Origin of the sequence: Streptomyces sp. NPDC096324 (assembly GCF_044763015.1) — a bacterium.
GTDB lineage: Bacteria > Actinomycetota > Actinomycetes > Streptomycetales > Streptomycetaceae > Streptomyces.
The window spans coordinates 393,585-419,722 of sequence record NZ_JBIWFK010000002.1; the positions used below are offsets into that span (position 1 = coordinate 393,585).

Annotated in this window: 22 protein-coding genes; 10 read left to right on the forward strand and 12 right to left on the reverse strand. The window is 72.2% G+C overall.

Features of this window, described 5'->3' with window-relative positions:
- Positions 1-68 precede the first annotated feature (68 nt).
- The 4 genes from ACIQ7M_RS05235 to lnt form a co-directional block, all read right to left on the reverse strand.
- A complete protein-coding gene (locus tag ACIQ7M_RS05235) occupies positions 69-1,994 on the reverse strand; it encodes a helix-turn-helix domain-containing protein (protein ID WP_403639895.1) in 1,926 nt (641 codons plus the stop codon).
- A 145-nt stretch (positions 1,995-2,139) separates the two neighbouring features.
- Positions 2,140-2,940: a 3-hydroxybutyrate dehydrogenase gene (locus ACIQ7M_RS05240; RefSeq protein ID WP_355766449.1), complete on the reverse strand. Its 801-nt coding sequence runs from the start codon at positions 2,938-2,940 to the stop codon at positions 2,140-2,142.
- 60 nt (positions 2,941-3,000) lie between these two features.
- Positions 3,001-3,474: an NUDIX hydrolase gene (locus ACIQ7M_RS05245; RefSeq protein ID WP_403639898.1), complete on the reverse strand. Its 474-nt coding sequence runs from the start codon at positions 3,472-3,474 to the stop codon at positions 3,001-3,003.
- A gap of 94 nt (positions 3,475-3,568) precedes the next feature.
- Positions 3,569-5,182, reverse strand: coding sequence for an apolipoprotein N-acyltransferase (gene lnt, locus ACIQ7M_RS05250; RefSeq protein WP_403639901.1), 1,614 nt, complete (start codon positions 5,180-5,182; stop codon positions 3,569-3,571).
- A gap of 238 nt (positions 5,183-5,420) precedes the next feature.
- Here lnt and ACIQ7M_RS05255 point away from each other — a divergent pair, with 238 nt between their 5' ends.
- Positions 5,421-6,482: an O-antigen ligase family protein gene (locus ACIQ7M_RS05255; RefSeq protein WP_403639904.1), complete on the forward strand. Its 1,062-nt coding sequence runs from the start codon at positions 5,421-5,423 to the stop codon at positions 6,480-6,482.
- Between the two features lie 59 nt (positions 6,483-6,541).
- On the opposite strand, the gene ACIQ7M_RS05260 is transcribed toward ACIQ7M_RS05255, so the two are convergent.
- Complete coding sequence (locus tag ACIQ7M_RS05260) at positions 6,542-7,087, reverse strand: hypothetical protein (RefSeq protein ID WP_355763726.1); 546 nt, start codon at positions 7,085-7,087, stop codon at positions 6,542-6,544.
- Between the two features lie 222 nt (positions 7,088-7,309).
- Positions 7,310-8,095, reverse strand: coding sequence for an aspartate/glutamate racemase family protein (locus ACIQ7M_RS05265; protein ID WP_355763723.1), 786 nt, complete (start codon positions 8,093-8,095; stop codon positions 7,310-7,312).
- 58 nt (positions 8,096-8,153) lie between these two features.
- Between ACIQ7M_RS05265 and ACIQ7M_RS05270 the strand changes: the two genes are divergently transcribed.
- Positions 8,154-9,329, forward strand: a complete 1,176-nt coding sequence (locus ACIQ7M_RS05270; protein ID WP_403639907.1) for a glycosyltransferase — start codon at positions 8,154-8,156, stop codon at positions 9,327-9,329.
- A 7-nt stretch (positions 9,330-9,336) separates the two neighbouring features.
- Here the strand turns inward: ACIQ7M_RS05270 and ACIQ7M_RS05275 are convergent, their stop codons facing one another.
- On the reverse strand, positions 9,337-10,662 hold the full coding sequence (locus ACIQ7M_RS05275) for a TerD family protein (protein ID WP_403639910.1): 1,326 nt from the start codon (positions 10,660-10,662) through the stop codon (positions 9,337-9,339).
- A 292-nt stretch (positions 10,663-10,954) separates the two neighbouring features.
- Between ACIQ7M_RS05275 and ACIQ7M_RS05280 the strand changes: the two genes are divergently transcribed.
- The 4 genes from ACIQ7M_RS05280 (at position 10,955) to ACIQ7M_RS05295 (ending at position 15,649) form a co-directional block, all read left to right on the forward strand.
- Positions 10,955-11,380, forward strand: coding sequence for a DUF6643 family protein (locus ACIQ7M_RS05280; protein ID WP_355763715.1), 426 nt, complete (start codon positions 10,955-10,957; stop codon positions 11,378-11,380).
- Positions 11,381-11,425: 45 nt separating this feature from the next.
- Positions 11,426-12,268, forward strand: a complete 843-nt coding sequence (locus ACIQ7M_RS05285; protein ID WP_355763712.1) for an MOSC N-terminal beta barrel domain-containing protein — start codon at positions 11,426-11,428, stop codon at positions 12,266-12,268.
- A 173-nt stretch (positions 12,269-12,441) separates the two neighbouring features.
- Positions 12,442-13,047, forward strand: a complete 606-nt coding sequence (locus ACIQ7M_RS05290) for a hypothetical protein (RefSeq protein ID WP_403639914.1) — start codon at positions 12,442-12,444, stop codon at positions 13,045-13,047.
- Positions 13,048-13,219: 172 nt separating this feature from the next.
- On the forward strand, positions 13,220-15,649 hold the full coding sequence (locus tag ACIQ7M_RS05295; RefSeq protein ID WP_403639917.1) for a right-handed parallel beta-helix repeat-containing protein: 2,430 nt from the start codon (positions 13,220-13,222) through the stop codon (positions 15,647-15,649).
- Positions 15,650-15,689: 40 nt separating this feature from the next.
- Here ACIQ7M_RS05295 and ACIQ7M_RS05300 read toward each other — a convergent pair whose 3' ends face one another.
- Complete coding sequence (locus tag ACIQ7M_RS05300) at positions 15,690-18,053, reverse strand: hypothetical protein (RefSeq protein ID WP_403639920.1); 2,364 nt, start codon at positions 18,051-18,053, stop codon at positions 15,690-15,692.
- Positions 18,054-18,333: 280 nt separating this feature from the next.
- Here ACIQ7M_RS05300 and ACIQ7M_RS05305 point away from each other — a divergent pair, with 280 nt between their 5' ends.
- Positions 18,334-19,161 carry a DeoR/GlpR family DNA-binding transcription regulator gene (locus tag ACIQ7M_RS05305; protein WP_384783260.1) on the forward strand — a complete coding sequence of 276 codons (828 nt, stop codon included), beginning with the start codon at positions 18,334-18,336 and terminating at the stop codon, positions 19,159-19,161.
- Between the two features lie 128 nt (positions 19,162-19,289).
- Positions 19,290-19,769, forward strand: coding sequence for an SRPBCC family protein (locus ACIQ7M_RS05310; protein ID WP_403639923.1), 480 nt, complete (start codon positions 19,290-19,292; stop codon positions 19,767-19,769).
- Positions 19,770-19,835: 66 nt separating this feature from the next.
- Here the strand turns inward: ACIQ7M_RS05310 and ACIQ7M_RS05315 are convergent, their stop codons facing one another.
- Positions 19,836-20,960 (reverse strand): PLP-dependent cysteine synthase family protein, encoded by a 1,125-nt coding sequence (locus tag ACIQ7M_RS05315; protein WP_386979740.1) that lies wholly within the window; start codon positions 20,958-20,960, stop codon positions 19,836-19,838.
- 361 nt (positions 20,961-21,321) lie between these two features.
- On the opposite strand from ACIQ7M_RS05315, the gene ACIQ7M_RS05320 reads away from it, so the two are divergent.
- Both ACIQ7M_RS05320 and ACIQ7M_RS05325 read left to right on the forward strand, forming a co-directional pair.
- A complete protein-coding gene (locus ACIQ7M_RS05320) occupies positions 21,322-21,645 on the forward strand; it encodes a hypothetical protein (protein ID WP_403639926.1) in 324 nt (107 codons plus the stop codon).
- Positions 21,646-21,859: 214 nt separating this feature from the next.
- Complete coding sequence (locus ACIQ7M_RS05325) at positions 21,860-22,375, forward strand: ATP-binding protein (protein ID WP_355763668.1); 516 nt, start codon at positions 21,860-21,862, stop codon at positions 22,373-22,375.
- A 62-nt stretch (positions 22,376-22,437) separates the two neighbouring features.
- On the opposite strand, the gene ACIQ7M_RS05330 is transcribed toward ACIQ7M_RS05325, so the two are convergent.
- From ACIQ7M_RS05330 to ACIQ7M_RS05340, 3 genes are read right to left on the reverse strand one after another with little or no spacing between them, the layout of a single operon-like run.
- Positions 22,438-24,999, reverse strand: coding sequence for an FtsX-like permease family protein (locus ACIQ7M_RS05330; RefSeq protein WP_403639932.1), 2,562 nt, complete (start codon positions 24,997-24,999; stop codon positions 22,438-22,440).
- On the reverse strand, positions 24,996-25,754 hold the full coding sequence (locus ACIQ7M_RS05335; RefSeq protein ID WP_403639935.1) for an ABC transporter ATP-binding protein: 759 nt from the start codon (positions 25,752-25,754) through the stop codon (positions 24,996-24,998). Before ACIQ7M_RS05335 ends, ACIQ7M_RS05330 begins: the two co-directional genes overlap by 4 nt.
- The gene (locus tag ACIQ7M_RS05340; protein ID WP_355763660.1) at positions 25,751-26,050 is read right to left on the reverse strand and encodes an SHOCT domain-containing protein; all 300 of its coding nucleotides are present in this window, start codon (positions 26,048-26,050) and stop codon (positions 25,751-25,753) included. The genes ACIQ7M_RS05335 and ACIQ7M_RS05340 overlap by 4 nt, the downstream gene beginning before the upstream one ends.
- Between the last annotated feature and the right edge of the window lie 88 nt (positions 26,051-26,138).

Genomic DNA, 26,138 nt, shown 5'->3' on the forward strand with positions numbered 1-26,138 from the left:
CGCCGGCCCGCACGGTCCGACCCCGGCCCGCGGTTCCTGATCCCCGTACGCAATGTCGCGTGCGGGGATCAGCGCGGCCCGTCCGACGACAACCAGTGCAGTCTCAGGGCCAGTTGGATCTCCAATATGCGGGCCGGGCTCTGCCAGTCGTCCCCGAGCAGACGCCCCACCCGCTCGAGCCGCTGCGCCACCGTGTTCACATGGACGTGCAGGGTGTCCTTCGTGCGGGCCGGGCTCATGCCGCTGGCGAAGTACGCGTCCAGGGTGCGCAGCAGGTCGGTGCCGCGCCGTTCGTCGTAGGCGACGACCCCGCCGATCGTCCGGGCGACGAAGCCGGAGATGTCCCGGTCTCCGGCGAGCAGCAGTCCAAGGAACCCGAAGTCCTCGGCCGCCGCGCCGTCCCCGGTCCGGCCGAGCAGGCGCAGCGCTTCCAGGCAGCGCTGCCCCTCCGTGTAGGCCGTGGCCACCGCCTCGGGCTGGGCGGCGAGCCGGTCGAAGGGTGCGGAGGCACCCACGGTCACCGCCTCCTGAACGGCGGTGCCCAGTTCCTTCGCCGTGCGGCGGGCCAGTGTCGTCGCCGTGTCGCCGGGGCCGAGCGGGAGCAGCAGGACGGTGCCTCCGTCGCGGGAAGCGGCCAGTCCGTGACGGGTGGCGGCGAGGTGGGACGCGGCCGACCAGAGCCGTCTGCGCGCGCCCGCCTCCTGGCCGGCGTCGGCGGCCACGACGTCGAGCCGGGCCGCGAGCACGACATGGGGTCCGTCGAGATCGGCGTGCAGCCGCGCCGCCCTCGCCCGCAGCAGCCCCGGATCGCGGTCCCGACCCTCCAACAGGTCGTCCAGCAGCTCGCCGCGCACCCGCTGCTCGGCTTCGGAGGCCGAGCGTCTGGCGAGCAGGAGCAGTGAGGTGACCATCGCGGCGCGCTCCAGGGTGCGCTGGTCGACGGGGTCGAGACCCGGATGCCCGCGCAGTGCCAGCGCGCCGAGCAGTTCGCCTCCCGCCGCCACCGCGGCGACCCAGTCGTCGCCGTGCCGTACGGCATGGCCGTCGGCGCGGGCCGCCTCCACGGCCACTGTCGGTGTGCTGCCCGGCTCCGTGAACTCGACCGTGCCGTCCAGGACTTCGGACACCGCGGCGGCGACGTCGTGCACTCCCCCGCCGCGCAGCACGAGTTCGGCCAGCCGGTCGTGGACGTCCGAGGCGCGTTCGATGACCGCGCTGCGGTCCTGGATGATCTCGTTGGCCCGGCCCAGGCGGTCCAGGGCGGAGCGTGTCTCGGTGAGTGCGTTCGCCGTGTCGATGGCGGCCGCGGCCAGGGCCGCGAAGGAGCCGAGCAGGGCGATCTGCTCGCGCTCGAAGACCCGGGCCCTGCGGTCCGCGGCGAACAGCACGCCGATGACCTGGGGCCCGATCATCAGCGGCACGCCGAGGATCGCGACGAGCCCCTCGTCCTGCACGCCCGCGTCGATGGTCCGGGTGTGCTGGAAGCGCTCGTCCTTGAAGTAGTCGTCGGTGACGTACGGGCGGGCGGTCTGTGCGACGAGTCCGCCGAGCCCCTCTCCCATGCCGAGCCGCAACTGCTGGAAGCGCGCGGCGACCGAGCCCTCGGTGACACGCATGTAGGTGTCACCCCTGGTCGCGTCGTTCAGGCTGAGATACGCGATGTCCGTGCCCAGCAGCGACCGCGCCCGCTGCACGATCGCCCGCAGGACGGCGTCGAGATCCCGCAGGCCCGCGAGGTCGTGCGCGGTCTCGAAGAGCGCGGAGAGCTCGGCCTCGCGGCGGCGCCGTCCTTCTATCTCCGTGCGCACGCGCAGCGCGAGCAGCTTGGCCTGTTCGAGCGCGGCGACGTGCCGGTCGGGCAGGCCCTCGGCGCGGGCGAGCAGCACCGGCTGCTCGTAGGCGTCGGCGGTCGCTCCTCGGGTCAGGAGTTCCAGGAACGGCGCTTCCACGCTGTCGGCGGAGCGCTCGGCTGATGGCAGGTGATCGCTGGGCATGGCAACAGGATCGCGCATATGCGGGTCGGCACCCCGGCCCTGTGGACAACCATCCGCGGAGGGACCTCGGCCTGCTGGACGAATCGTCCCCGGCCCGGATGCGGCACGCTTCGCGGGCGGGAGGGGGAGGAGGCCGGGCTCCGGCTCAGTGCGCGGTCCAGCCCCCGTCCAGCGCCAGCGATGTTCCGGTCATGAAGGCCGCCTGCGGTCCGCAGAGGTAGGCCACCGCTTCCGCGACCTCCTCCGGCTCGATGAGCCGCTTGACCGCGCTGTCCCGCAGCATGATCTCGGTCAGGACGCGCTCCCGGGGGATGCCGTGCGTGCGCGCCTGATCGGCCAGTTGCTTCTCGACGAGCGCGGTGCGCACGTAGGCGGGGTTCACACAGTTCGAGGTGACTCCGTGGGGCGCGCCTTCCAGGGCCGCGGTCTTCGACAGCCCTTCGAGTCCGTGTTTCGCGGCGACGTACGCCGATTTGAACGCCGAGGCGCGCAGGCCGTGGACCGAGGAGACATTGACGATGCGGCCCCAGCCCTGCCCGTACATGTGGGGCAGGGCGCCGCGGATGAGCCGGAACGGGGCTTCCAGCATCACGGTCAGCACCGTGTGGAAGACGTCGGGCGGAAATTCCTCGAGGGGGCGGACCAGTTGCAGTCCGGCGTTGTTCACGAGGACGTCGGTGCCGGCCGCGGCCTGTTCCGCCGCGTCGAGGTCGGTGAGGTCGAGGACGTGCGGCTCGACCGTCCCGGCCAGGCCGTGCGTCCGCTCGGCGAGGGTTTCCAGACCTTCGGCGTCCCGGTCGACCGCTCTCACCTTGGCGCCGGCGGCGGCGAGCCGCAGCGCGCAGGCGCGGCCGATGCCGCTCGCGGCTCCGGTGACGAGCGCGGTGCGTCCGCCGAGGTCGAGGTTGAAGGCGTGGGGGCCCGGAAGGGCGCTGGGCGCGGTCATGCCTCGACCCTAGGCAGCGCCCAGATCCCGTCCGATGTGGTCAGCGCACACACTTCGTCTTCAGGTCATGGGCTCGAACCATGTGGGTTCGTCGAGCAGCGCCTGCTTGATCCGGACGAGCGCGTAGTCGTCCAGTTTCGGCAGCGCGTCCACGGCGAACCAGCCGACCTGGAGCGACTCGTCGTCGTTGACACGGGCTTCACCGCCTACGGCACGGCAGCGGAGCGTGGTGTCCATGAACTGGCAGACGTCGCCGTTGGGGAAGGTCACCTGTCCCCCGGCCTGGATCATCACGACGCGTTCGACCTCGACGTGGACGGCCGTCTCCTCGTACACCTCGCGCACCGCGCAGGCGGCGGGCTGCTCCCCCGGCTCGGGGATGCCGGAGATCAGCGCCCACTTGTGGCTGTCCGAGCGCTGGCCGAGCAGAATCCTGCCCTCGTCGTCGAGGACCACGACACTGACGCCGGGGAGCCAGAGGAGCTGGTGGCCGGCGAAGGCACGGATCTCGCGGATGAAGTCGGGAGTAGGCATGGCCCCGACCCTATCCGCGCGACTCCGGCGCCCCGCGCGCAGGACGGCCGGCAGGTGCCGGCCGCGCCCTCCGTCGTGAGTGACCGGACAGGTCCTAGGCGCCGGTGCCGCGCCGCGAGCGGACCGCCGTCGTGGCGGCCCAGCCGAGGCCGCCCGCCGCGACGAGCACCAGGATGATCTCGGGGACGATGCCGAGCTTGGTGGCCGGGGTCTCCGAGGAACGCAGCGGAACCTTCTGGACCAGCGAGTCGGCGACGAACATCCCGGTCCTCTGGGTGATCTTCCCGTCGGGCATGATCACGGCGCTGACGCCGCTCGTCACGGGCACCGTGACGGTGCGGCTGTGCTCGACGGCGCGGACGCGGGACATGGCGAGCTGCTGGTAGGTCATCTCGCTGCGGTCGAAGGTCGCGTTGTTGCTGGGCACCGAGATGATCTGCGCGCCGTCGGTGACGGTGCTGCGCACGGCCCAGTCGAACGCCGCCTCGTAGCAGGTGACGAGCCCGACGCCGGTGCCGTTCATCGTGAACACACCGGGCTTGCTGCCGCGGCTGAAGTCCTGGCGGACCATGCTGGTCCAGTTCTTGTTGATGGCGTTGAGCAGCGGACGCAGCGGAAGGTACTCGCCGAACGGCTGGACCTGCCGCTTGTCGTAGGTGTCCACCGGGCCCTTCTCCGGGTCCCACAGGATCTGCTCGTTGTAGAGCTTGCCGTTCCGCTCGACGACCGCGCCGACGGAGACGGGGGCGCCGATCGCCTTGGCCGCCTGCTCGATCACGATGCTCGCGTCGGAGTTGGCGAAGGGGTCGATGTCGGAGGAGTTCTCCGGCCACAGCACCAGGTCGGGCTTGGCGACCTTGCCCGCCTTGACCTCGGCGGCCAGGCGCTCGGTCTCGCGCACGTGGTGGTCGAGGACGGCGCGCCGCTGGGCGTTGAAGTCGAGTCCCGCGCGCGGGACGTTGCCCTGGATGACCGCGACCGTCGCGGTGCCGTCCTCGGCCTTGTCGCTGACGAGCACCCGCGCGGCGAGCGCTCCGACGACGGGGACTGCGACGGCGAGCAGGGCGACGACGGCAGCGCCGCGGCGCAGGACGCCGGTGGCACGCCGTTCGAGGGCGAGGCGGACGATCTCGTAGAGCCCGAAGCCGCACAGCACGACGCCGAAGCCGAGGACCGGGGTGCCACCGACCGCGGCGAGCGGCAGGAAGACACCGTCGGCCTGTCCGAACGCGATCTTCCCCCAGGGGAAGCCGCCGAAGGGCGCACGCGCGCGTGCCGCCTCTCCGGCGATCCAGAGGGCGGCCGCCCAGAGCGGCCACCCGGGCAGCCGGGAGACGAAGGTGATCCCCGCGCCGACCAGCGCGACGTAGACGGCCTCCACCGCGACGAGCGCGAGCCAGGGCCCGGAGCCGACCTCGACGCCGGTCCAGACCAGCAGCGGGAGCAGGAATCCGAGGCCGAAGAGATAGCCGAGGCCGAGTCCGGCCTTCCAGGAGCGACCGCGCAGGATCCATCCGAAGACCGCGAAGGCCGGCAGGGCGAGCCACCACAGGGTCCGTGGCGGGAAGCTGACGTACAGCAGCACTCCGGAGAGCGCGGCGGCGGCGGCCGGAACGAGGCGACGGACCAGGGCGGACCCGCGCGAGGCGGGCGCGACCTGGGGTTCGAGCTGTTCCGGCTCGTCTACGGTGGTTGCGGTGGCGGTCACTCGGGGAGTGTACGGCGCCTGACCTGGGCGCGGACAGCTCGGTCCGCCGGGTCCCGGTGGGCGGAACACCCCTTGACAGGTCTCCTCGTACGGACCTGCCGCAACGTTCCTGCACAACGGTCCCCAAACCGGCGCACCACCCGTTACCGTGTGGCCGAGCCTCTGACGTGCGGCCTGATGCGGTGACGGCGCCCGGGGCGGGCACAGTCGGGGGGCGACGGGGGTGGGTTCCGCGGGGATGACGTCCTCGGCCGAAGAGGTGGCCACGGGCGAAAGACGCAGCGCGTCGGACGTCGTCGGCATGGTCGTGCTCGTGGCCTGCGCCGCCTGGTCGCTGATCACGGCGGCGGCGCACGAGGGCAGGCCCGAAGGCATGCTGCTCGCGGTGCTCGCCGTGACGGCGGGCTACGCCGCGGGGCGGATCTCCGCGGCGCTCCTGCCGGTGGCCGCCCCCTGCGCCGCGGCGGCGGCCGGACTCGGCCTCGCGATCGCCACGCCCGGCCCGCAGATCAGCCTGCAGCTCGGTCACACCGGTGCCACGGCCGCCCTGCTCACCCTCTCCTGCGGAGCCGCGTGCTGCGCGGCCTGGGCGGCGCGCGCCGCCGCCCCGCGGTTCGCGCTGCGTCTGGCGGCCGCCGGGACCGCGGTGACGGCGGCACTCCTCGGTTCCACCACCGGAGTCGTCACCTGCACCGGGGTCCTGCTCTGTTCGCTCGCCACCGCGCGGGTACACCACCGGGCCCTCGGACTCACGGGGTTCGCGGCCGGCACGGCTCTGGTGACCGGGGCGACCTGGGCGATCGGCGAGGACGCGCTGCCGGGCGGACTGACCGCCTCCCTGGAGGGACTGCTCACCGAGCACCGCGTTCTCCTGTGGCACGACGCCCTGCGCATGGCCCGTACCGATCCCGGTCTGGGGGTCGGGCCCGGCCGCTACGGAGCGCTCAGTCCGACGGTCGCCCAGTCCCTGCTGCCCGACGGCAAACCTCACTCCGCACCCCTGCAGCAGGCCGCCGAGCAGGGGCTGACCGGAGTGGCCCTGCTCGCGGCGGCGTTCTGCTGGGTCCTGTACGCGCTTCTGCGCTCGCCGCGCCCCACGCCGATCGTGCTGACGGCGGGCGCGGCCCTGACGGCGGTGGCCGCGATAGCGTCGATCGGCAACGCGCTGAGCTTCATGACGGTGACCGCGGGTGCGGGACTGCTGGCCGGGTTCGCGACCGCGCGGCCGCTCGCACCGGCGGAGCCGGACGGCGTGCGGGCCGGGGCCGACGGCTCGACGGTCACTTCGATACGTGAGTGATCCCCGGGGCGCGCACTCCGGCGGTCACCCCGATACGTGTCTGACGGCCGGACAGCCTCTCAGCGCCCCACGCCGGTCGTGTCCGGACGCAGCCGGCCGCGGATGATCCGGACCGCCGCCTCGGCGTTGTCCACGGTGATCGTGAACGTGTGGCCGTCACCCAGGCGCAGCACCATGCCCTCGCCGCGCCGGACGACGACGGCGGTTCCCTGCTCAGGGCGCCAGCGATACCCCCAGCCGCCCCACTGACGCGGGGTGACCTGGGGTGCGAAGTCGGCTCCGACGACCGTGGAGAGCGGGATGCGGCGGCGCGGCAGCCCCATGTGGCCGCAGCGCACCTCCAGACAGTCCTCGTCCACCCGCACGGCGACGTGTACGAAGGCGAGCGTGCCGAAGAGGATGAGCAGTCCGGCGGCGATGCATCCGACGACGGACATGACCAGCGGTGCCGTTCCCGACGTCCCGCCGGAGCTGACGGCCAGCTCGATCCCGAGAGCCAGACAGGCCACGCCGCCCAGGGCGGGCAGCCACTGGACACGGTTCCTCGCGCGCCCGGTCCAGATAGCCGGGTGCGAGGAGGTTTCGCCGTGGGGGTGGTCCCTCATGCCCATGAGAGTACTCAGATTCCGCTCTGCGGGCACCGGATCGCGGAGCGTGACTCGGCCGGGTGGACGAGGGTCCCACCGAAGGTGCCCTGGCGGTGACCTAATGTGCCCGTGGAGCGGGTGTCAGCCTGTGTTCCACGGGTGTCCAGGGCCGGACGTCCTCAAACGGGGACGGCACCGGGACGGTACGGCGAGGTGATGTGCGGGCGCGGTTTCCGTCGCTCAGCGTGCGGGGCTGACCGCCGACAGGATGCGGCCTTCCTCGTAGGTGAGCGCCGTGGCGGGCAGCGCGCCCTCGCGGCCGCCCTGAAGCACGACGACCGTGGAGTCCGCGGGGGCTCCGGGGTCCGGCAGCTCGCCGATGCGGCGCAGTGCCTGGGCGGCGACCGCTCCGGCGGAACCGTGCAGCACGAGCGGCGGGTGGCCGGGGCGCTGGACGGCGGCGCGGATGCGCTCGGCGACGAGTTCGTAGTGGGTGCATCCCAGGACGACGGCCGTCACGTCCTCGGGGGTGTGCGCCGCGGCCGCCTCGATCGCCGCGTCGATGGCCGCCTGATCGGCGTGCTCGACGGCGGCCGCGAGTCCGGGACAGGCCACCTCGGTGACCGCCACTCCGGCGGCGAACTCCTCGATCAGTCCGCGCTGGTACGGGCTGCCCGTGGTGGCGGGCGTGGCCCAGATCGCGACGGGTCCGCCGCCCGCGGCGGCCGGCTTGATGGCCGGAACGGTGCCGATGACGGGCACCTCCGGTTCGAGGCGGGCGCGCAGAGCGGGCAGGGCGCGTACGGAAGCGGTGTTGCAGGCGACGATCAGCGCGTCGGGCCGGTGCAGCGCGGCGGCCTCGGCGACCGCGAGGGCACGTGCGGTGACGTCTTCCGGTGTACGGGGTCCCCAGGGCATGCTGCCGGGGTCGGAGGAGAGGACGAGATCGGCGTCGGGCCGCAGTCGACGCACCGCGGCGGCAGCAGCGAGCAGTCCGATTCCGGAGTCCATGAGCGCGATCTTCACCCGGTCACCATAGACGATCCGTGTTGACGGGCGACCTCGGTGGGGCAGACTGCGGCGGGTGAGCGCCCTCCTGTGGATCGCCGTCGGATCACTGGCAGCGTGGCTGTGGCTGCTGCTCGGTCAGGGCTTCTTCTGGCGTACGGACGTAACGCTGCCCGCTTGCCGTGAGCCGTCGGACTGGCCCTCTGTCTGCGTCGTGGTGCCGGCCCGGGACGAGGCCGCCGTCCTGCCGGACAGCCTTCCCTCGCTCCTGGCCCAGGACTATCCGGGGCGGGCCGAGATCGTCCTCGTCGACGACGGCAGTTCGGACGGCACGGGCGAGCTGGCCCGTGCGCTGGCGCGCCGGCACGGCGGGCTGCCGCTCACCGTCGCCTCACCGGGTGAGCCGCCGGCAGGCTGGACGGGCAAGCTGTGGGCCGTGCGCCACGGCATCGGCCTCGCCCGCGCACGGGACCCCGAATTCCTCCTGCTGACCGACGCGGACATCGCGCACGCCCCGGACAGCCTGCGGCTCCTGGTGGCGGCGGCGCGCACGGGTGGCTTCGACCTCGTCTCGCAGATGGCTCGACTGCGGGTGGAGAGCCTGTGGGAACGGCTCGTCGTGCCCGCCTTCGTCTACTTCTTCGCGCAGCTCTACCCCTTCCGTCGCATCGCCGTGAAGGGCGCGCGGACGGCGGCCGCGGCGGGGGGATGCGTCCTGCTGCGCGCGGAGACCGCCGAGCGGGCACGGATCCCGGACGCGATCCGGCACGCCGTCATCGACGACGTGGCGCTCGCCCGTGCCGTCAAGGGAAGCGGCGGCCACATCTGGCTGGGCCTGGCGGAGCGGGTGGACAGTGTGCGCCCCTATCCGCGGCTGCGAGATCTGTGGCGCATGGTCTCGCGCAGCGCGTACGCCCAACTGCGGCACAACCCTCTGCTGCTGGCGGGGACGGTCGCCGGGCTCGCCGTGGTGTATCTGGTGCCGCCGGTCGCCCTGGTGGCGGGCCTCGTCGCCGGGAGCGCGGGGGCGGCCGCCGCCGGGGGGCTCGCCTGGCTGGTGATGACGGCGACCTACGTACCGATGCTCCGGTATTACCGGCAGCCGCTGGCGCTCGCTCCCCTGCTGCCGGTCATCGCGTTCCTCTATCTCCTCATGACGGTCGATTCCGCCGTGCAGCACTACAGGGGGCGCGGCGCGGCCTGGAAGGGCCGCACCTACACGCGCCCCGGCGCCGCCCTCGACGAGAGCTGAGGACGGGTCATTTCCGGCCGGGCGTCCAGTTCATGCCCCAGCCGTACACGTGGTCGACGGTGCGCTGGGGACTCACCCCGCGCGCGGGTACCAGGTACCGGGCCTCGCGCTGGACGACGAGGTCGGCGCCGTTGCCGGTGATGAGGGCGAGCGCGCAGACGGTGGAGGGCACCGTGCACTCGTCGAGCGAGAAGTCGATGGGCGCGCCGTTCTGCGGCTGGAGGGTGACCGTGGCGTGCAGATCGGCGAAGGAGCGCGCGCCTTCGTAGATGGTCACGAAGATGAGGATGCGCCGGAAGCTCTGCTTGTGATCGAGGTTGATGGTCAGGTTCTCACCACTGGCCACGGCCCCGGTCCGGTCGTCACCGTCGAGATGTATGAACGGCGGCTGGTGCAGGGCCCCGAAGGCGTTGCCGAGCGCCTGTACGACTCCCTTGCGGCCGTCGGACAGTTCGTACAGCGCGCACAGGTCGAGGTCGAGGTCCGCGTGCATCGCGACGGCCCGGCCGCGTTTGCTGCCCCAGCCCGAGAACTGCTTGCGCACTTCCCAGTTGAGGTTCACGCGCATGGTGCCGCCCGTGCCGCCCTGTTTGGCGAGGGAGACCGAGGGCGCCTCCTTGGTCAGTGTGACCTTGGTGAGGCGGACGGGCACCGGAGGGGCCATGGGCGGCCGGGGGGCCGTGGGTGGCGGCACGGTGACGGGCGGGGCGACCGGCGGCGCGGTGACCGGTGGCGCGACGGGGGGCGGGGGCCCCTGTACGAGGGTGGCGGGCCCCTGCGGCGCGGCGGCGGGTGGGGCCGCGCGCTGCGGCTCGTCCACCGTGATGCCGTAGTCGGTGGCCAGCCCTTCGAGGCCGCTTCCGTAGCCCTGTCCGACGGCGCGGAACTTCCAGGCACCCTGGCGCCGGTAGAACTCGCCCAGGACGAAGGCGGTCTCCACGGTCGCGTCGGTGCTGTCGAAGCGTGCGATCTCCGTGCCGGCCCGTGTGTCGAGCACCCGGATGTACAGGCCGGGTACGCGCCCGAAGGAGCCGCCGTCTGACGACGCGGCCAGGACCACGTTCTCGACGACGGGTTCCACGCGCGCGAGGTCGACGGACAGCGTGTCGGTCACCTGGCCGGCGTCGTTCCGCTTGCCCTCGTGGCGCACGGCGCCCGAGGAGTGCGCCGGCTGGTTGTAGAAGACGAAGTCGCCGTCCGAACGGACCTTTCCGGCCACCAGGAGAAGGGCGGACGCATCGACGTCGGGCACCCCCTGTCCTGAACGCCACCCCAATTCCACCCTGAGTGCGCTCGTCGGGACAGGAACATTAGATCCCTTAGGCATTGACATGTACGCCCCCATCACGTGTCTCCGCGCCGGTACGAGTCCCGAACGGACCCCCGGCTCCGTTCCCGCCAAACCTAATCCCCAGGTCCGCCGACTCCCATGGCTCTCACAGGAAGATCCTGGTCAACCGCCGGTAACCCGTCCGAGGCTGGGCCTTTACACGATCTCAACCATCTTTGACGTCCTTTTTTGCCAAGTTCGCTCGCATTGGGGATCCCACGTCACCACGGACACCAAAAAACAACCCTCTTATCGGTCTCCCCAACCAGCACATCGTGGGCTTAACTTATGTGCCATGACCTCCCCCCGCTCCACCTATGGCGGCGGTTACTACTCCGCCTTCCCTGACACCCCGATCTACGACTCCCTCGTCGCCGAGCGGGGTACCCCTCAGATCGCCCCGATCCGGGTCCCTTCCGCCTACGACTCGGGCATGAGCAACAACCTCCCGGCACTGCCGTCCGCGCTCCCCGCGCTGCCGGCCGGCCCCTCTTCCTACGGCTACCAGCAGGCCCAGCAGCCCTCTCCGCTGCAGCAGGCTCCCGCGCCGTACATCCCGCAGCAGGCCGGCGCACCCCGGGGCTATCCCAGCCCCCAGCCGCAGCAGCCCCGCCCGATGGCGGCCCCCTCGGGCTTCGAGGCCATGCGCCCCGCGGCTCCCCGGCCCGCCCCCGCTCCGTACCAGGACCCGTACAACGGTCAGCAGTACCGCGGGTACTGACCACCCCTGACCGGATTGTCGGTGCTTCCTGGCACCATGGCGGTCATGGGGAACGCGGTACTGCACTCGATTCACGTCCATCCGGTCAAAGCCTTCCGGAGCACGTCGCTCCAGGAGGTCGAGGTCGAGCCCTGGGGGCTGGCCGGAGACCGACGCTGGGTCCTGATCGACGACGGGGGAAAGGTCGTCACGCAACGCGAGCAGCCGCGTCTGGCGCTGGCCGCCGCCGAGATACTCTCCGGCGGCGGCCTCCGTCTCTCCGCCGAGAACCGCGAGCCGGTGACGGTGGCCGTGCCCGTGACCGAAACCGTCGGTACGACCACGGTGGAGATCTTCGGCGACAAGGTGGAAGCCGTCCTCGCCGACGCCGCCGCGCACGACTGGTGCAGCCGTTACGTGGGCGCCGAGGTGCGTCTCGCCCACATGGACGATCCGGCCGTCCGCCGGCCCGTCGACCCGGAGTTCGCGCTGCCGGGCGACACCGTCAGCTTCGCCGACGGCTATCCGCTGCTCGTCACCACACTCGGATCGCTGGACGCGCTCAACTCCTTGATCGCGCGGGGAGACCGGGCCGCGGAGGGCCCGGTGCCGATGAGCCGCTTCCGGCCGAACGTCGTCATCTCGGGTACCGACGCCTGGGCCGAGGACGGCTGGTCCCGGATCGCCATCGGTGACGTCACGTTCCGGGTCACCAAGATGTGCGGCCGTTGCATCGTGACCACGACCGACCAGGACACCGCCCGGCGCGGCAAGGAGCCGCTGCGTACGCTCGCCCGGCACCGGCGCTTCGGCGGAAAGGCGATGTTCGGGCAGAACCTGGTGCCCGAGAACCGCGGCTCGGTGCGGGTCGGCGACCCGGTCACGGTCCTGGAGCGGCCCGCCCGATGACATCCCGCCAGAGCCTGGCCACCGGGAACCCTACGGCTGGGCGGGATCGTTGAGTCCTCGGGAGATGTTCATGAAGGGCCCTGGGGGAGGGTGAGGTCGGCCTCTCTTCCCGGACCCCGCGCTTGAACGGCTCCGCTGCTGGACATCACGGAGGCGGAAGGGGGTGCGGGACGGTGCGCGCGATCATCGGTCTCTGGCGCTGGCGACGCAATCCGCTGCGCCGCACGACAGATCTCGTGGAGGCCTGGCTGGCCCTGGCCGCGCTCCTGCTCGTCCTGTTCGCGGCACCCCTCGCCGGAGTGGCCGTCGGGGCCTCGGTGCAGGGGACGTTGCAGAAGGCGGTGCGGGACCAGCGCAAGGACCGGCACCATGTGGCGGCCGTCGTCGTCAGGAAGCTGTCGCGGGGTCCGCTGGCCCCCGATCCCGAGACCCCGGCGGGGCGGGACGCCCACAGCCGTGTCGTGGCCGACTGGACCTCGCCGGACGGCACCCCCCGGCGCGGCACGGTGATCGCCGACCTCAAGTCGCCGCGGCCGGGCGACCGGTTCTCGATCTGGACCGACCGGCACGGTCGAATAATGGGCCGCCCGCTGGACCGTGCCACCGCGACCGCGCACTCCGTCCTGGCCGGATTCGGTGCCGCGGTGCTGTCGGCCGGACTGCTTGAAGGGGGCAGGCGGTTGATCCTGTGGCACATGATCCGCCGGCGTCACGCCCGGTGGGACCGGGCCTGGGCCAAGGCGGGTCCCGACTGGGGCAAGGCAGACACCGGCAGCTGACGGCCTTCCCGCTCCGGTCAACCGGGCACCCCCGCGCACGCTACGGTGGACCCTCCGAACTGTTCGGCACCGTCGTGAGAGGCTGTCCGGCAGGGACCGGGATCCCGACCGACGGGGCATCAGCACGGCCTCGCAGGACCCGTGTACGACGAGGTGGGGGCACAACAGCGCCATGGCACAGGGCACGGTCCAGGTGACGCACACCGGAACCTCGCGGTGGCGGCGCCGCACGGGTGAGTACGTTTCGCTGGCCGCCGCCCTGGAGGCCGCGGCCGACGGCGACGTGCTGACCATCGCTCCCGGCACCTACCGGGAGAACCTGGTGGTGGAGCGCGCGGTGACACTGCGCGGCCCCGAGGGCTCCCCCGGCTCCGTGCGCATCGCGCCGATCGACGGCGTGGCCCTGACCGTACGCGCCTCGGCCGTCGTCCAGGACCTGCATGTGGAGGGCCAGGACTCGGCTTCGCCCGCACTACTGGTCGAAGAGGGCACGCCCGAACTGCTGGACATACGGATCGTCACACGTTCCGCGGCCGGGATCGAGGTCCGCGGGGGTGCCCGCCCGACCGTGCGCCGGTGCACCGTCGACAACCCGGCGGGCGTCGCCATCGCCGTACTGGACGGCGGAGGCGGGGTGTTCGAGGAGTGCGAGGTCGTGGCGGCCGGTCAGTCGGGGGTCGTGGTCCGCGGGGGCGCGCGTCCGCGCTTCGAGCGCTGCCGGGTACACCACACTTCCGGTCCGGGGCTGTCGGCCACCGGCGAGAACTCCTTGCTGGAGGCGGTGGGTTGCGAGGTGTACGAGGTCAAGGGCTCCGGGGTGCAGATCACCGCCCGGGCCACGGCCCACCTCACCGACTGCGACGTGCACCGGACGACCGCGGACGGCGTCACCCTCGACACCGACGCCGTGCTCACGCTCGCCGACTGCCGCATCCACGACATCCCGGAGAACGCGGTCGATCTGCGCTCGCGCTCGGTGCTCACCCTGACCCGCACGAGCGTGCGGCAGTTCGGACGCAACGGCCTGTCGGTCTGGGACCCGGGCACGCGCGTCGACGCCAACCAGTGCGAGATCTTCGACAGCACGGGCGACTACCCCGCGGTGTGGGTGAGCGACGGGGCGACCGCCGTCCTGGACTCGTGCCGGGTGCACGACGTGCCGGACGCGCTGTTCGTCCTCGACCGGGGCTCGCGCGCGGACGTCGTCGACTGCGACATCACCCAGGTGCGCAACACCGCGGTGTCGGTGAGCGACGGAGCGACCGCGCAGCTCGACGACTGCCGCATCCGGGACGCGGCCACCGGAGCCTGGTTCCGCGACCACGGCAGCGGCGGCACGCTGTCCGGATGCGTCATCGACGGCACACAGACCGGCGTGATCGTCACCAAGGGCGCCGATCCGGCCTTCGAGCGCTGCACGGTCACCTCGCCCGCCGAGGCGGGCTTCTACGTCTCCGCGGACGGCCGGGGCAGCTTCACGCACTGCCGGGTGGCGGACAGCGGGGGCTACGGCTTCCACGTGATCGACGGCTGCCGGTCGACCCTGCGCAAGTGCCGGACGGAACGATGCGCGCGCGGGGGCTACGAGTTCGCCGACGCGGGCTCGGCCCCGGGCTCGGGTCCGATCGTCGAGGACTGCGCGAGTGACGAGAGTGCGTCGCTGCGTACCCCGGCGCACGAGGCGGCGGTCGAGACCTCGGCTTCGTCCGTGAGTGCGCCGGGGACGATCCCCGGCCAGCGGGGCACCGAGCGGGAACCGGTCGTCACCGGCGCGGAGCCCGCCGCTCCGGCCCGCGGATCGAAGATCGTTCTCGGTGAACTCGACACGCTGGTGGGCCTGGACAACGTCAAACGCGAGGTGCGCGCCCTCACCGACATGATCGAGGTGGGCCGGCGCCGGCAGCAGGCGGGCCTCAAGGCGGCGTCCGCACGGCGTCATCTCGTCTTCACCGGCTCCCCCGGCACCGGCAAGACCACCGTCGCCCGGCTGTACGGCGAGATCCTGGCCTCGCTTGGGGTGCTGGAGCGGGGTCATCTGGTCGAGGTGTCCCGGGTGGATCTGGTCGGTGAGCACATCGGATCGACCGCGATCCGTACCCAGGAGGCGTTCGACCGGGCGCGCGGCGGCGTGCTGTTCATCGACGAGGCGTACGCGCTCTCCCCGGAGGACTCGGGCCGCGACTTCGGGCGTGAGGCGATCGACACGCTGGTGAAGCTGATGGAGGACCACCGGGAGGCGGTGGTGGTGATCGTCGCCGGTTACACCGCGGAGATGGAGCGGTTCCTGTCGGTCAACCCCGGAGTGGCGTCCCGCTTCTCACGGACGATCACCTTCGCCGACTACATCCCCACCGAACTGCTGCGGATCGTCGAGCAACAGGCCGAGGAGCACGAGTACCGGCTGGGTCCGGGCGCCCCGGAGGCGGTTCTGAAGCACTTCACCGCCGTACCGAGGGGGCCCGCCTTCGGCAACGGCCGCACGGCACGGCAGACGTTCGAGGCGATGGTGGAGCGACACGCGGGCCGCGTCGCCAAGCTGGACGAGCCGAGCACGGACGACCTGACCCTGCTCTACGCGGAGGACCTGCCGGACCTGCCCTGAGTGCCCCGGAGCCTGTCCCCCGCATCCCTTCCGCCAGGCTCTAGCGGGGTCGCTGACCCGGGACCTCGGGCAGCAGCCGCTCCAGCAGGAGTTCACGCTCGGCGGCGAACACCGGGTCCGCCTGATAGTCGGAGTGACCGAGAACCGGCGCGGGCAGCGGCTGCCGGTCGGTGCGCCCGTAGGCGAGCGGGTCCTTGAGGGGCTCGCGGTCGACTTCGGGGCCGCAGTCGCCGGGCAGCCGGACGGGTCCGCCGATCGGGTCGGTGCTCCGGTACAGATTGCGCCAGCAGGCGACCTCACGGTGCAGCGAGGCCAGCGCGGCGGGGCCGAAATGGGCCGGGAACCAGCGTCCGTACAGGCGCTCCAGCGGTGAACCGTAGGTGAGCAGCGCGATCCTCCCCCTTACCGAGGGCTTGAGCTGCCAGGCCGCGGCGGCCGCCAGCACACTGCCCTGGGAGTGTCCGGAGAGCACCAGGCGTCCGCCGGTCGCCCGGGTCCAGGTGGCCATCCGCCAGGTGAGGTCCGGCACCGCGCGCTCGGCGTAGCAGGGCGGCGCGAAGGGGTGGGCGGCGCGCGGCCAGAAGGTGCCGACGTCCCACAGGATGCCGATGGTGCGGCGGGCGGCCGGGTCCTTGTAGGCGCGCCGGCCCCAGGTGACGAAGAGGATGAAGCCGAGGCCGATGAGCCAGGAACCCAGGGCCTGCGCGGTCTCGGCCGCGCCGTGGACGAAGCCGTTCGCGCCCCGGGCCGCCGCGCTCGGGGTGTCACCGGTGGCGAGGGCCCCGACCAGGGCACCGGCCCCGAGCAGCAGGGTCACGGATGACAGGACCCCGACGATGAGCGGCGCCCGGTCGGTGAGAGCGGCCATCGCGCGGGTGCTCGCGATGCGGCGGGTACGGGCGGAGTCCCTGGGCTCGCCCGGGTACTCGCGCTCGACGGCGCCCATCTCGTGGCGGCGCTGCCGCCAGGTGCGACGGGCGAGCAGGACGACGAGGGCGAGCAGGACGACGAGCAGCGGCGGGATCGCGGAAGCCTGCCAGGTCAGCAGGACGGGCGGCCCGGGGATCGAGTGGCGGGTGCCGTCGAGCCAGTCGGCGACCCGCTGGGACACGCCTCCGGACATCACGCCGCCGAGCGCGCAGCCGAGCATGGCGACGGCGGGTCCGGCGAAGCCGCGCATCGCGGTGCGCGGGCCGGGGGCGCCGTCCGCTGTCCGGCCAGGATCCTCGGCCTGGGGAGCCGTGCGGTACAGAGCGTGAGCGACCGCGCACAGTGCGATCACGAGCAGGCCCTGGACGAGGGTGAGGCCGCCGAACGTGGCGTCGGCCGCGAGCCGCCCCGATGACCGCCAGTGGGGCCGCGACCAGCCGGCGTACACCAGGGTGAGGGCGAGCAGGGCGACCGCGCCCAGCGGCAGTCGGCGCACGAGCGCAAGGTCGCGTCCGTGGTCGATCCGGTTCTCGCTGCGGCCGCGACGGCAGACCACCCACAGCACAACGGCCCCGCCCGCCAGGAGCGTTGCGTTCAGGAGTCCGCCCAGCGTCTCCAGTACGGCGGAGCCGCCCGGGGCACGGTCGTGGTGGGTGGCCGGGGAACCCACGGCCGCGGCGACGGTCAGGAACCCCGCGGCGGTGTGCGCGGCGCGCAGCCGGGCCACCAGGCGGCGCCCGTACCAGAAGCCGGGGCGGCCGAGTCCCGTGCCGTCGGTCTCCTCGTCGGCCTCGGCCGCGCGGGCCGGCGGCTGCTGCGACTCGTACGCGCTCCACGTGCGGTGGGAGAGGTACCACAGGAGCGTGGTGAGCGCCGCGGGCACCAGTGCGGCCAGGGCGAGGCGGCGGCCGGGACGGCTCCACCAGCCGGCGTCGGGCCGGTCCGGGGAGAGGAACCCGAGCCAGGAGTGGTTGCGCACACACAGACGGGTTCCGGCGCACTGCCAGGCGGCCAGATCGAGGGCGACCTCGCAGGCGGCGGCGACCAGCAGCACCGTGAGGGTGAGTCCGGCCAGACGTACGAGCAGCCCGTACAGGCGCACCGTCCGTCCGTGACCGTGCGAGGCGGGACGCATCCAGTGCGCGAGGTTGACCACCATGAAGGGAAGGAGGAGAAGCCACAGGGCACGGGCTCCGTTGCCGGACGTGAGGTTGCACCACACGTACGCCTCGCGCACCGGCCCGCCGCGGGGGTCGCCGGGGTGCTCCTCGGCGTCGGTGTCGTCGGCGCGCCGGAAGACGGCGGCCGTCGCGTCGCCGGTGATGCGCACCGTCCGCGGATCGTTCAGCATCTCCTCCGGCGTGGCGCCACCGACGCCGTGGACCAGGAGTTCCAGGGCTGTACCGGCTGCTTCGGGCCGCTGTGCGGGGCTGCCGGGCTCCCCGTCGACGGCTTGTTCCCGTGCACGTTCCACTGTTCCGCACTTCCCCGTGCCACGCGTGTCTCAGGTGTCATGTGCAGGCACAGGCTCTCGCGCTCGGGTCGTCGTGCGCACCCGAAGGCACCAAATCTCCCCGATACGTGTGAACGCCGTGGCACAGGAGGTGCACAGCGGGTGCCCGGGCAGTGGCGCGGCCGAGGGTGTGCCGTGCAAGGATGGGGCGTCCTCCAGACCTCGGGCAAGGAGAATGTCCACGTGGGAGTGGGTTCGGGCGGAGTGTCGGGCAGGCAGCGACGAAAGGACCGGAGCGGTCGTGAGTGAGAATCAGAACCTCCTCGCGGAGCAGCGTCGCGCTCTGATCCTCGACGAGGTACGTCGCCGCGGTGGCGTCCGCGTGAACGAGCTGACGCGAAGACTCGGTGTCTCCGACATGACGGTCCGCCGTGACCTCGACGCGCTGGCCCGTCAGGGGGTCGTCGAGAAGGTGCACGGCGGCGCGGTGCCCGTGGTCGAGGCGAGCACGCACGAGCCGGGTTTCGAGGCCAAGTCGGGTCTGGAGCTGACCGCCAAGGAGGACATCGCGCGGACGGCGGCCGAACTGGTCGCGGCGGGCTCGGCGATCGCGCTCTCCGGTGGTACGACGACGTACGCGCTGGCTCATCATCTGGTGGACGTCCCGGACCTGACCGTGGTCACCAACTCGGTACGCGTGGCTGACGTGTTCCACTCCGCGCAGCGCACCTCCGGCCAGCGTCAGGGGGCCGCGACGGTGGTCCTCACCGGCGGGGTGCGCACGCCGTCCGACTCGCTCGTCGGGCCGGTCGCCGATCAGGCCATCGCGGCCCTGCACTTCGACGTCCTCTTCCTCGGTGTGCACGGCATATCGGCGGAGGCGGGGCTGTCGACGCCGAACCTCGCGGAGGCGGAGACCAACCGGCGGCTCGTGCAGTCCGCGCGACGGGTCGTCGTGGTGGCGGACCACACCAAGTGGGGCACGGTGGGCCTCAGTTCGTTCGCCGCGCTGGACCAGGTCGACACGCTGGTGACCGACGGCGGCATGCCCGCCGAGGCGCGCGCGGAGATCTCGGAGCACCTGCGCCTGGTGGTGGCCGGTGAACCCGAGGACGATACAGACATCTGACGGTCCGTCAGCTAGGGTGACGCCGCCCGCGCCGCACACACGGCGTGGGTGTTGTCCGTGACGCGGTCCGTCACGGACGTTCCGTACCGGCGGGGGCCAAGTTCCGCTTGCCACAAGGGGGTTCGCGCATGGCACGTCGACTGCGTCCGATGGGATCCGACTTCGTCGAGACCGCTCCGCTGCGACTGGTGTTCGCACGGGAGGTCACCGCACCTCCCGGGGCCGTCTTCTCAGCGCTCGCCGAGGACGTGTCCGGCTGGAGCGAGTGGTTCTCGGCGGTGACGCTCGTGCGGCCCGCCGCCGACGGCAAGGGGCGCGAGGTGCGGCTCCGCGGCGGAACGCGTTTCGAGGAGACCATACTGGTCAGCGAGGCTCCCGAGGTGTACACCTACCGGGCCGACGCCACGAACGCGCCGGGGCTCCGCGCCCTGGTCGAGGAATGGCGGCTGACGCCCTCGGGCAAGGGGACGCGCGTGCAGTGGACCTTCGCCGCCGACGGAACCGCCTTGTTCCGGGCGGCACTGACCGTGGGGCGGAGCGGCCTGGGCCGCGCCTTCCGCGACGCGGTGACGACGCTGGACCGACGGCTCGCGTCGACGCCCGCCTGAGACTGCCCGACCCTCTCCGGCCGAACGGCGGCCCGGCATAAGGGCGTTCGCCGCGCCCGGCCCTGGTCAGGCCGGCCAGACGCCCGTCTCCAGCAGGGAGTTGATCGCCGTCATGTACGGCGCGATGTCCAGGCCCTGTTCGGCCAGCCACGCGTCCGAGTAGTACTTGTCGAGATAACGGTCACCGGGGTCGCAGAGCAGCGTCACCACGCTTCCCCTCTGCCCCTCGGCCACCATCTCGGCGACGATCTTCAGGGAACTCCAGAGACCGGTGCCGGTCGAGCCGCCCGCCTTGCGGCCGATGGCCTGCTCCAGGGCGCGTACGGCGGCGACGCTCGCCGCGTCCGGCACCTTCATCATGCGGTCGATGGCCCCGGGCACGAAGCTCGGCTCGACGCGCGGTCTGCCGATGCCCTCGATGCGCGAGCCGCGGTCGCAGGTGACGTCCGGATCTCCGGTGATCCAGCCCTCGAAGAAGCAGGAGTTGTCCGGGTCGGCCACACAGATGCGGGTGTCCGCCTGCATGTAGTGGACGTAGCGGGCGAGGGTCGCCGAGGTGCCGCCGGTGCCGGCCGTGGCGACGATCCACGTGGGTTCCGGGAACCGCTCGAGGGCCAGTTGGCGGAAAATGGACTCGGCGATGTTGTTGTTGCCGCGCCAGTCCGTGGCCCTTTCCGCGTAGGTGAACTGATCCATGTAGTGGCCGCCGGTCTCGGCCGCGAGAGCAACGGACTCCTCGTAGATCTTGCGCGAGTCGTCCACGAAGTGGCACTGCCCGCCGTGGAACTCGATCAGCCGGCACTTCTCCGCGCTCGTCGTGCGCGGCATGACGGCGATGAAGGGCACCCCGACGAGCCCCGCGAAATAGGCCTCGGACACGGCCGTCGAGCCGCTGGACGCCTCGATCACCGGGCGGCCGGGCCGGATCCAGCCGTTGCACAGGCCGTACAGGAAGAGTGAGCGGGCCAGGCGGTGCTTGAGGCTGCCCGTGGGGTGGGTCGACTCGTCCTTCAGATACAGGTCGACACCCCACTCCTCGGGGAGCGGGAAGCGGAGCAGATGGGTGTCCGCCGAGCGATTCGCGTCCGCCTGGACCTTGCGCACGGCTTCTTTGAGCCAGCTCCGGTACTCCGCGTCACTCCGGTCGACATCGAGGGTCTCACCGGTCCGGATCGGCTGGGCAGTGCTCACGGGAAGGCTCCTAACGCGTGGCGCCGACACCGCTTCGACTGGTCGGACACCTCGATCATAGGCACCTTCCACACGCTTCTCACCTGCATAAACACACCTTTGGGCAGCCCAAAGCCGCCCCTGGGGGGAGGTGGGGAATCCGCATCCGGGGCCCGCCGGATCCCGGTTCCGGGTCCCTCGGATCCCGTCCAGGGGGGCGCATCCCGGCCTTTGCTCCCGTCACCGCGACCACCTCGACATACGCACTGGTGCTCGTCGCCACCTGCGGGCAGACTGCACCGCGCGGGGCGGTCGTCCCCGACGCGGATGCACACTGGGTCACGACAGGGCACAGCCGGAGCGCACAAGGGGGCGGGGCATCATGGCGGAGCCGGAGTTCACGGCCACGGGCGTGCGGATCGGGAAGAGGCTGCGTTCGCTCACCCGGGCCGGACAGGTCCGGATCAGCGAAGGCAGGCTGGAACTGCTCACCAGTTACGGCAGCGAGATCGACAGCGCGCCGGTGCAGGCGGTGCGCGCCTCGAAACCCTGGTTCGCTCACGAGGACCGGGCGTTGGCGGATGTCAACGGCACGCGGTACTCGCTCACGCTGGGCGAGCACGATCCGGCACCCGGCCGGCCCGGGCCCCCGTCGGCGCGCCGCTTCATCGAGGCGGTCCGCAAGGCGGCCGGAAGCAGCCGCTGACGTGCGCCGACCGCGCCCGCCCCACACCCTGGAGCACCGCGAGTTGCGGGACCGTGCCCCCTGAGTCACTCTGATGTCACATCACTCTGGGTTTACCGGCGATAACGCTGCGAACCAGCCCGCCGGTCATCACAGCAGGCGGCCGTTCGACTCAGCCACTCTGCTGGATCCGATCTCCGCCTTCTTCCGGACCTCAATTCGGGGAGTCGCAGCCGTGATCAGCCAGCCAAACAGGCATTGCACGGTGGAGCTCCAAGCCCTGCCGTCGCGGATCGGCCAGGTCCGCAGAATCGTCTCTGCGCAGTTGCGCTACTGGCATCTCGACCCCTTGATAGACCGGGCCGCGCTCGGGGTGACCGAGCTGCTGTCGAATGTGCACCGGCACGCCCAGCCGGACAAACTCTGCACCGTGGAGATCGAGTTGCTGCTCGACCGGCTCACGGTGTCGGTGCACGACCACGACCCCCGGCTTCCCGTGGTACGCGAGGCCGACCCCGGCTCCACCTGCGGACGCGGCCTCGCCATGGTCGCGGCCGTGAGCGAGAGCTGGGGTGTGCGCCCCGACGGCGAGTCGGGCAAGGTCGTGTGGTTCACCCTTCCGGCGTCCACCCCCGTGGTGACGGCTTCGCTGCGTCCGCCGTACGAGGCCACCGCCGAGGTCACGCTCCGGCACACCGTCGACGTGCTCAGGCCGGAACACGCTCCCGCCCGGTCGGCCGTTGCCGGCTGACCGGGCGGTGATCCCCCTCCCGTACGCCGTTCGCTCACGGACGACGTACGGCACCGGGTGGCTCACTCCGTGGCGATGGCCCGCAGCACGTCGAGGCGGGCCGCCCGCCGCGCCGGACGCAGTCCCGCGAGGGCACCGGCGGCGAGACCCACCAGCGCCACCACCGCGAGGCGCGACGCCGGGATCGCGAAGGCGAAGGCGCTGTCCGACGCCCCGTCGGACGCCTCGACCAGCACCCAGCCGAGGAAGGCACCGAGGGCGAGGCCGCCCGCCGTGCCGAACGCGGCGACGAGGACCGACTCCCAGCGAACCATGGCGCGCAGTTGCGCCCGGGTCTGTCCGACGGCCCGCAGCAGACCGAGTTCCCGTGTGCGTTCGTGGATCGCCAGCGTGAGGGTGTTGGCGATGCCGAGCAGCGCGATGAGCACCGCGAGCGCGAGCAGCGCGTACACCAGGGTCAGCATCATGTCGATGCCGGACGCCGAGGACCGCGCGTACTCCTCCCGGGTCTGCACCTCGGGACTGCCGTACCGCTCGGCCACCTTCCGCACCGCCGCCTTGCCGTCGGCCGTGCTCACACCGTCCTTGAAGGAGACGGCGACGACCGTGTCGGCGTCCTGGGTGCGGTGCGGGGCCCATGCGGCGCGGCTGATGACGTAGTCGCCCGCGAGCTCCGAACGGCCGTAGACGGCACGGACAGTGAAGTTCGCCCGCTGTCCGTCGGTGAAGGTCAGGCGGGCGGTGTCGCCGGTCGTCAGGTGCTGTCTGGCGGCCTCCGCGCGGGTGATGGCGATGCCGTCGGTGCCGAGGCCGTCCAGCGAGCCCCGCACCTGTCCGAGGTCGAAGACCTTGCCGAGCGTGACCGGATCGGTGACCGTCAGCGCGCGGCCCTCACCGTTGACCTCGGCGACTCCCTTGCCCAGCCCCACGGCGTACTCGACCACCGGCCGGCGCGCGAGGGCGGGAGCCAGTTTCGGGCTGAGTCCGCTGCCGCCCGCTCCGAACGACGGTGTGCTGACGGCGACATCACCGGCGAAGGACCGCGAGACCGTCTGGTCCATGGTGGCCTTGAGCGAGGCGCCGAAGACCGTGAACAACGAGACGACGGCGACGCCGATCATCAGGGCGCCCGCGGTGGCGGCGGTCCGCCGGGGACTGCGCAGCGCGTTGCGCCGGGCGAGTCCGCCCGTGACGCCGCGCAGCCTGGCGACCGGCGCGCCGAGGACGCGTACGGCCGCCGAGGACGCGACCGGTCCGAGGACGACGAAGGCGGCGAGGGCCAGCACGGCGCCGAGCCCGGCGAGCCACAGCGACGGGGTGAGCAGGACACCGGTCAGGGTGACGGTCACCGCCAGGACGGCCAGTGCCGCGCCCGCCGTCGCCCGTGTGCGCGAGGCACCGGACTCGTCGACCGCCGTCTCCCGCAGGGCGGCGAGCGGAGCGGTCCGTCCGGCACGGGCCGCCGGCAGCAGGGCGGAGCCGAGACAGACGACGACGCCGACGACCAGCGGCAGCAGCATGGACAGGCCGCTGATCACCAGGCTGCCGTCGGGGAAGGGGAAGCCGATGGCCGGGAAGAGGGCCTGGAGTCCGGCCGCCATCCCGATGCCGCCGGCGATCCCCGCGGCCGAGGCGGCCACGGCGACGGCGCTCGCCTCGGCCAGGGTCGAGACGGTGACCTGCCGGCGCGAGGCACCGAGGGCGCGCAGCAGCGCGTTCTCGCGGGTGCGCTGGGCGACGACGATCGCGAAGGTGTTGTGGATGGAGAAGGTCGCCACCAGGAGCGCGATGCCGGAGAAGACGAGCAGGAGCGTGGTGAAGAGGGTGAGGAACTGGCTGGAGACCATGTCGGTGTTCTCCCGTGCGGACTCCTGTCCCGTGATGGCCTCGACTCCCTTGGGGAGTACGGGAGTCAGAGCGGAGACGAGTTCGTCCTGACCGACTCCGGGGCCGGCGCGCACGCGGATGTTCGCGGCCTCGCCGGGCTTCGCGGTCAGGTATTTCTCCGCGTCGGCCTGTGTCATGCCGGTGAACGTCACCTGGGCCATGCCGTCCTCGCCGCCGAAGGTCGCGAGGCCGACGACGGTCACCCGGACGGGGTCGGGTGTGCGCAGGACCGTCGTGTCACCGATTCTCAGATGGCCCTTCTTCGCGGCTCCGCGGTTGACGACGACCTCGCCGGACTTCTCGGGGGCGCGGCCTTCGGCGAGCCGGTACGCGTTGAGCTTGGGGTCGTCGATCCAGTTGCCCGCGAGGGTGGGCGGGCCCTGTCCGCCGATGGGCTCGTGGTCGGAGCCGATGAGCTGGCCCGCGCCCTGGATGTCGGGCGCCGCGGCGGCGACACCGGGGACCCGCTCGATCGCGCCGACCAGATCGGTGCCGACGGGCGCGCGGACGCCCTGGCTCTGTCCCGGCGTGGTGATGACGCCGGCGCTGCGGACGACGGCGTCGGTTCCCTTGGTCGCGTTGCCGAACATCGTGTCGAACCCGGCGCGCAGGGTGTCCCCCATGACGAGGGTGCCGGCCAGGAAGGCGACGCCGAGGAACACGGCGAAGAACGTCCCGGCGAAGCGGCGCTTGTGCCCGCGCAGCGACGAGAGGCTGAGGCGCAGTGCGGCGTTCATACGGGCGCGCCTTTGCCGTCGAAGGCCTTCATGCGGTCGAGGACCCTGTCGGCCGTCGGGTTCTCCATCCGGTCCACGAGGCGTCCGTCGGCGAGGAAGACCACCTCGTCGGCGTGCGCGGCGGCGACCGGGTCGTGGGTGACCATGACGACCGTACGGTCCATCCGGCGCACCGCCCGGCCGAGGAGGTCGAGGACGTCCCGCCCGGAGCGGGAGTCGAGGTTGCCGGTGGGTTCGTCGGCGAAGACGACGTCGGGCTGCGAGGCGAACGCCCGTGCCACGGCGACGCGTTGCTGCTGTCCGCCGGACAGCTCGCTCGGCCGGTGGTGGAGCCGGTCGCGCAGACCGACGACGTCGACGAGGGCGTCGGTCCACTCGCGGGAGCCCTTGGTCCCGGCGAGGTCCATGGGCAGGGCGATGTTCTCGGCGACGGTGAGCGTCGGGATGAGGTTGAACGCCTGGAAGACGAAGCCGATCCGGTCGCGGCGCAGCAGGGTCAGCCGGCGGTCGTCGAGGGCGCCCAGTTCGGTGTCGCCGATGTACGCGGCCCCGGAGGTGAGGGTGTCGAGACCGGCCGCGCAGTGCATGAGGGTGGACTTGCCGGAGCCCGAGGGCCCCATGATCGCGGTGAAGCGGCCGGCCGGAAAGCCGACGCTCACCGCGTCCAGGGCCCGGACAGCGGTGTCGCCGCCGCCGTACACCTTCACGGCGTCGACGACACGGGCCGCGTCCTGGCGGACGGTCGCGGTGGTCATACCGCACCGCCCTTGCGCCCGAACTGCTCGTCGAGGACGGACAGCCGGCGCCAGTACTCGTCCTCGTCGATCTCTCCGGAGGCGAAGCGGCGGCCGAGCACGGCGATCGGCGCGTCACCGGCCGGCAGGGACCCGCCGGGGCCGAAGCCGCCCGTCGCCCGCCAGGGGCCACGGCCCGATCGCCGGGCGGTGCGCCGCAGTACGGTCACGACGCCGATCACGACGGCCGCCCAGATCAGCGGGAAGAACAGGATCCACGGGCCGGGACCGCCGTCCCAGTGCGCCAGGGTCTGCATCTCGAGTCATCTCCTCGGTGGAACCGCGCGTCCGCGCGGGATCTCTTGGTGATGTCTCGAGACTCGCTCCGTGAGGGGGTCCGCGTCG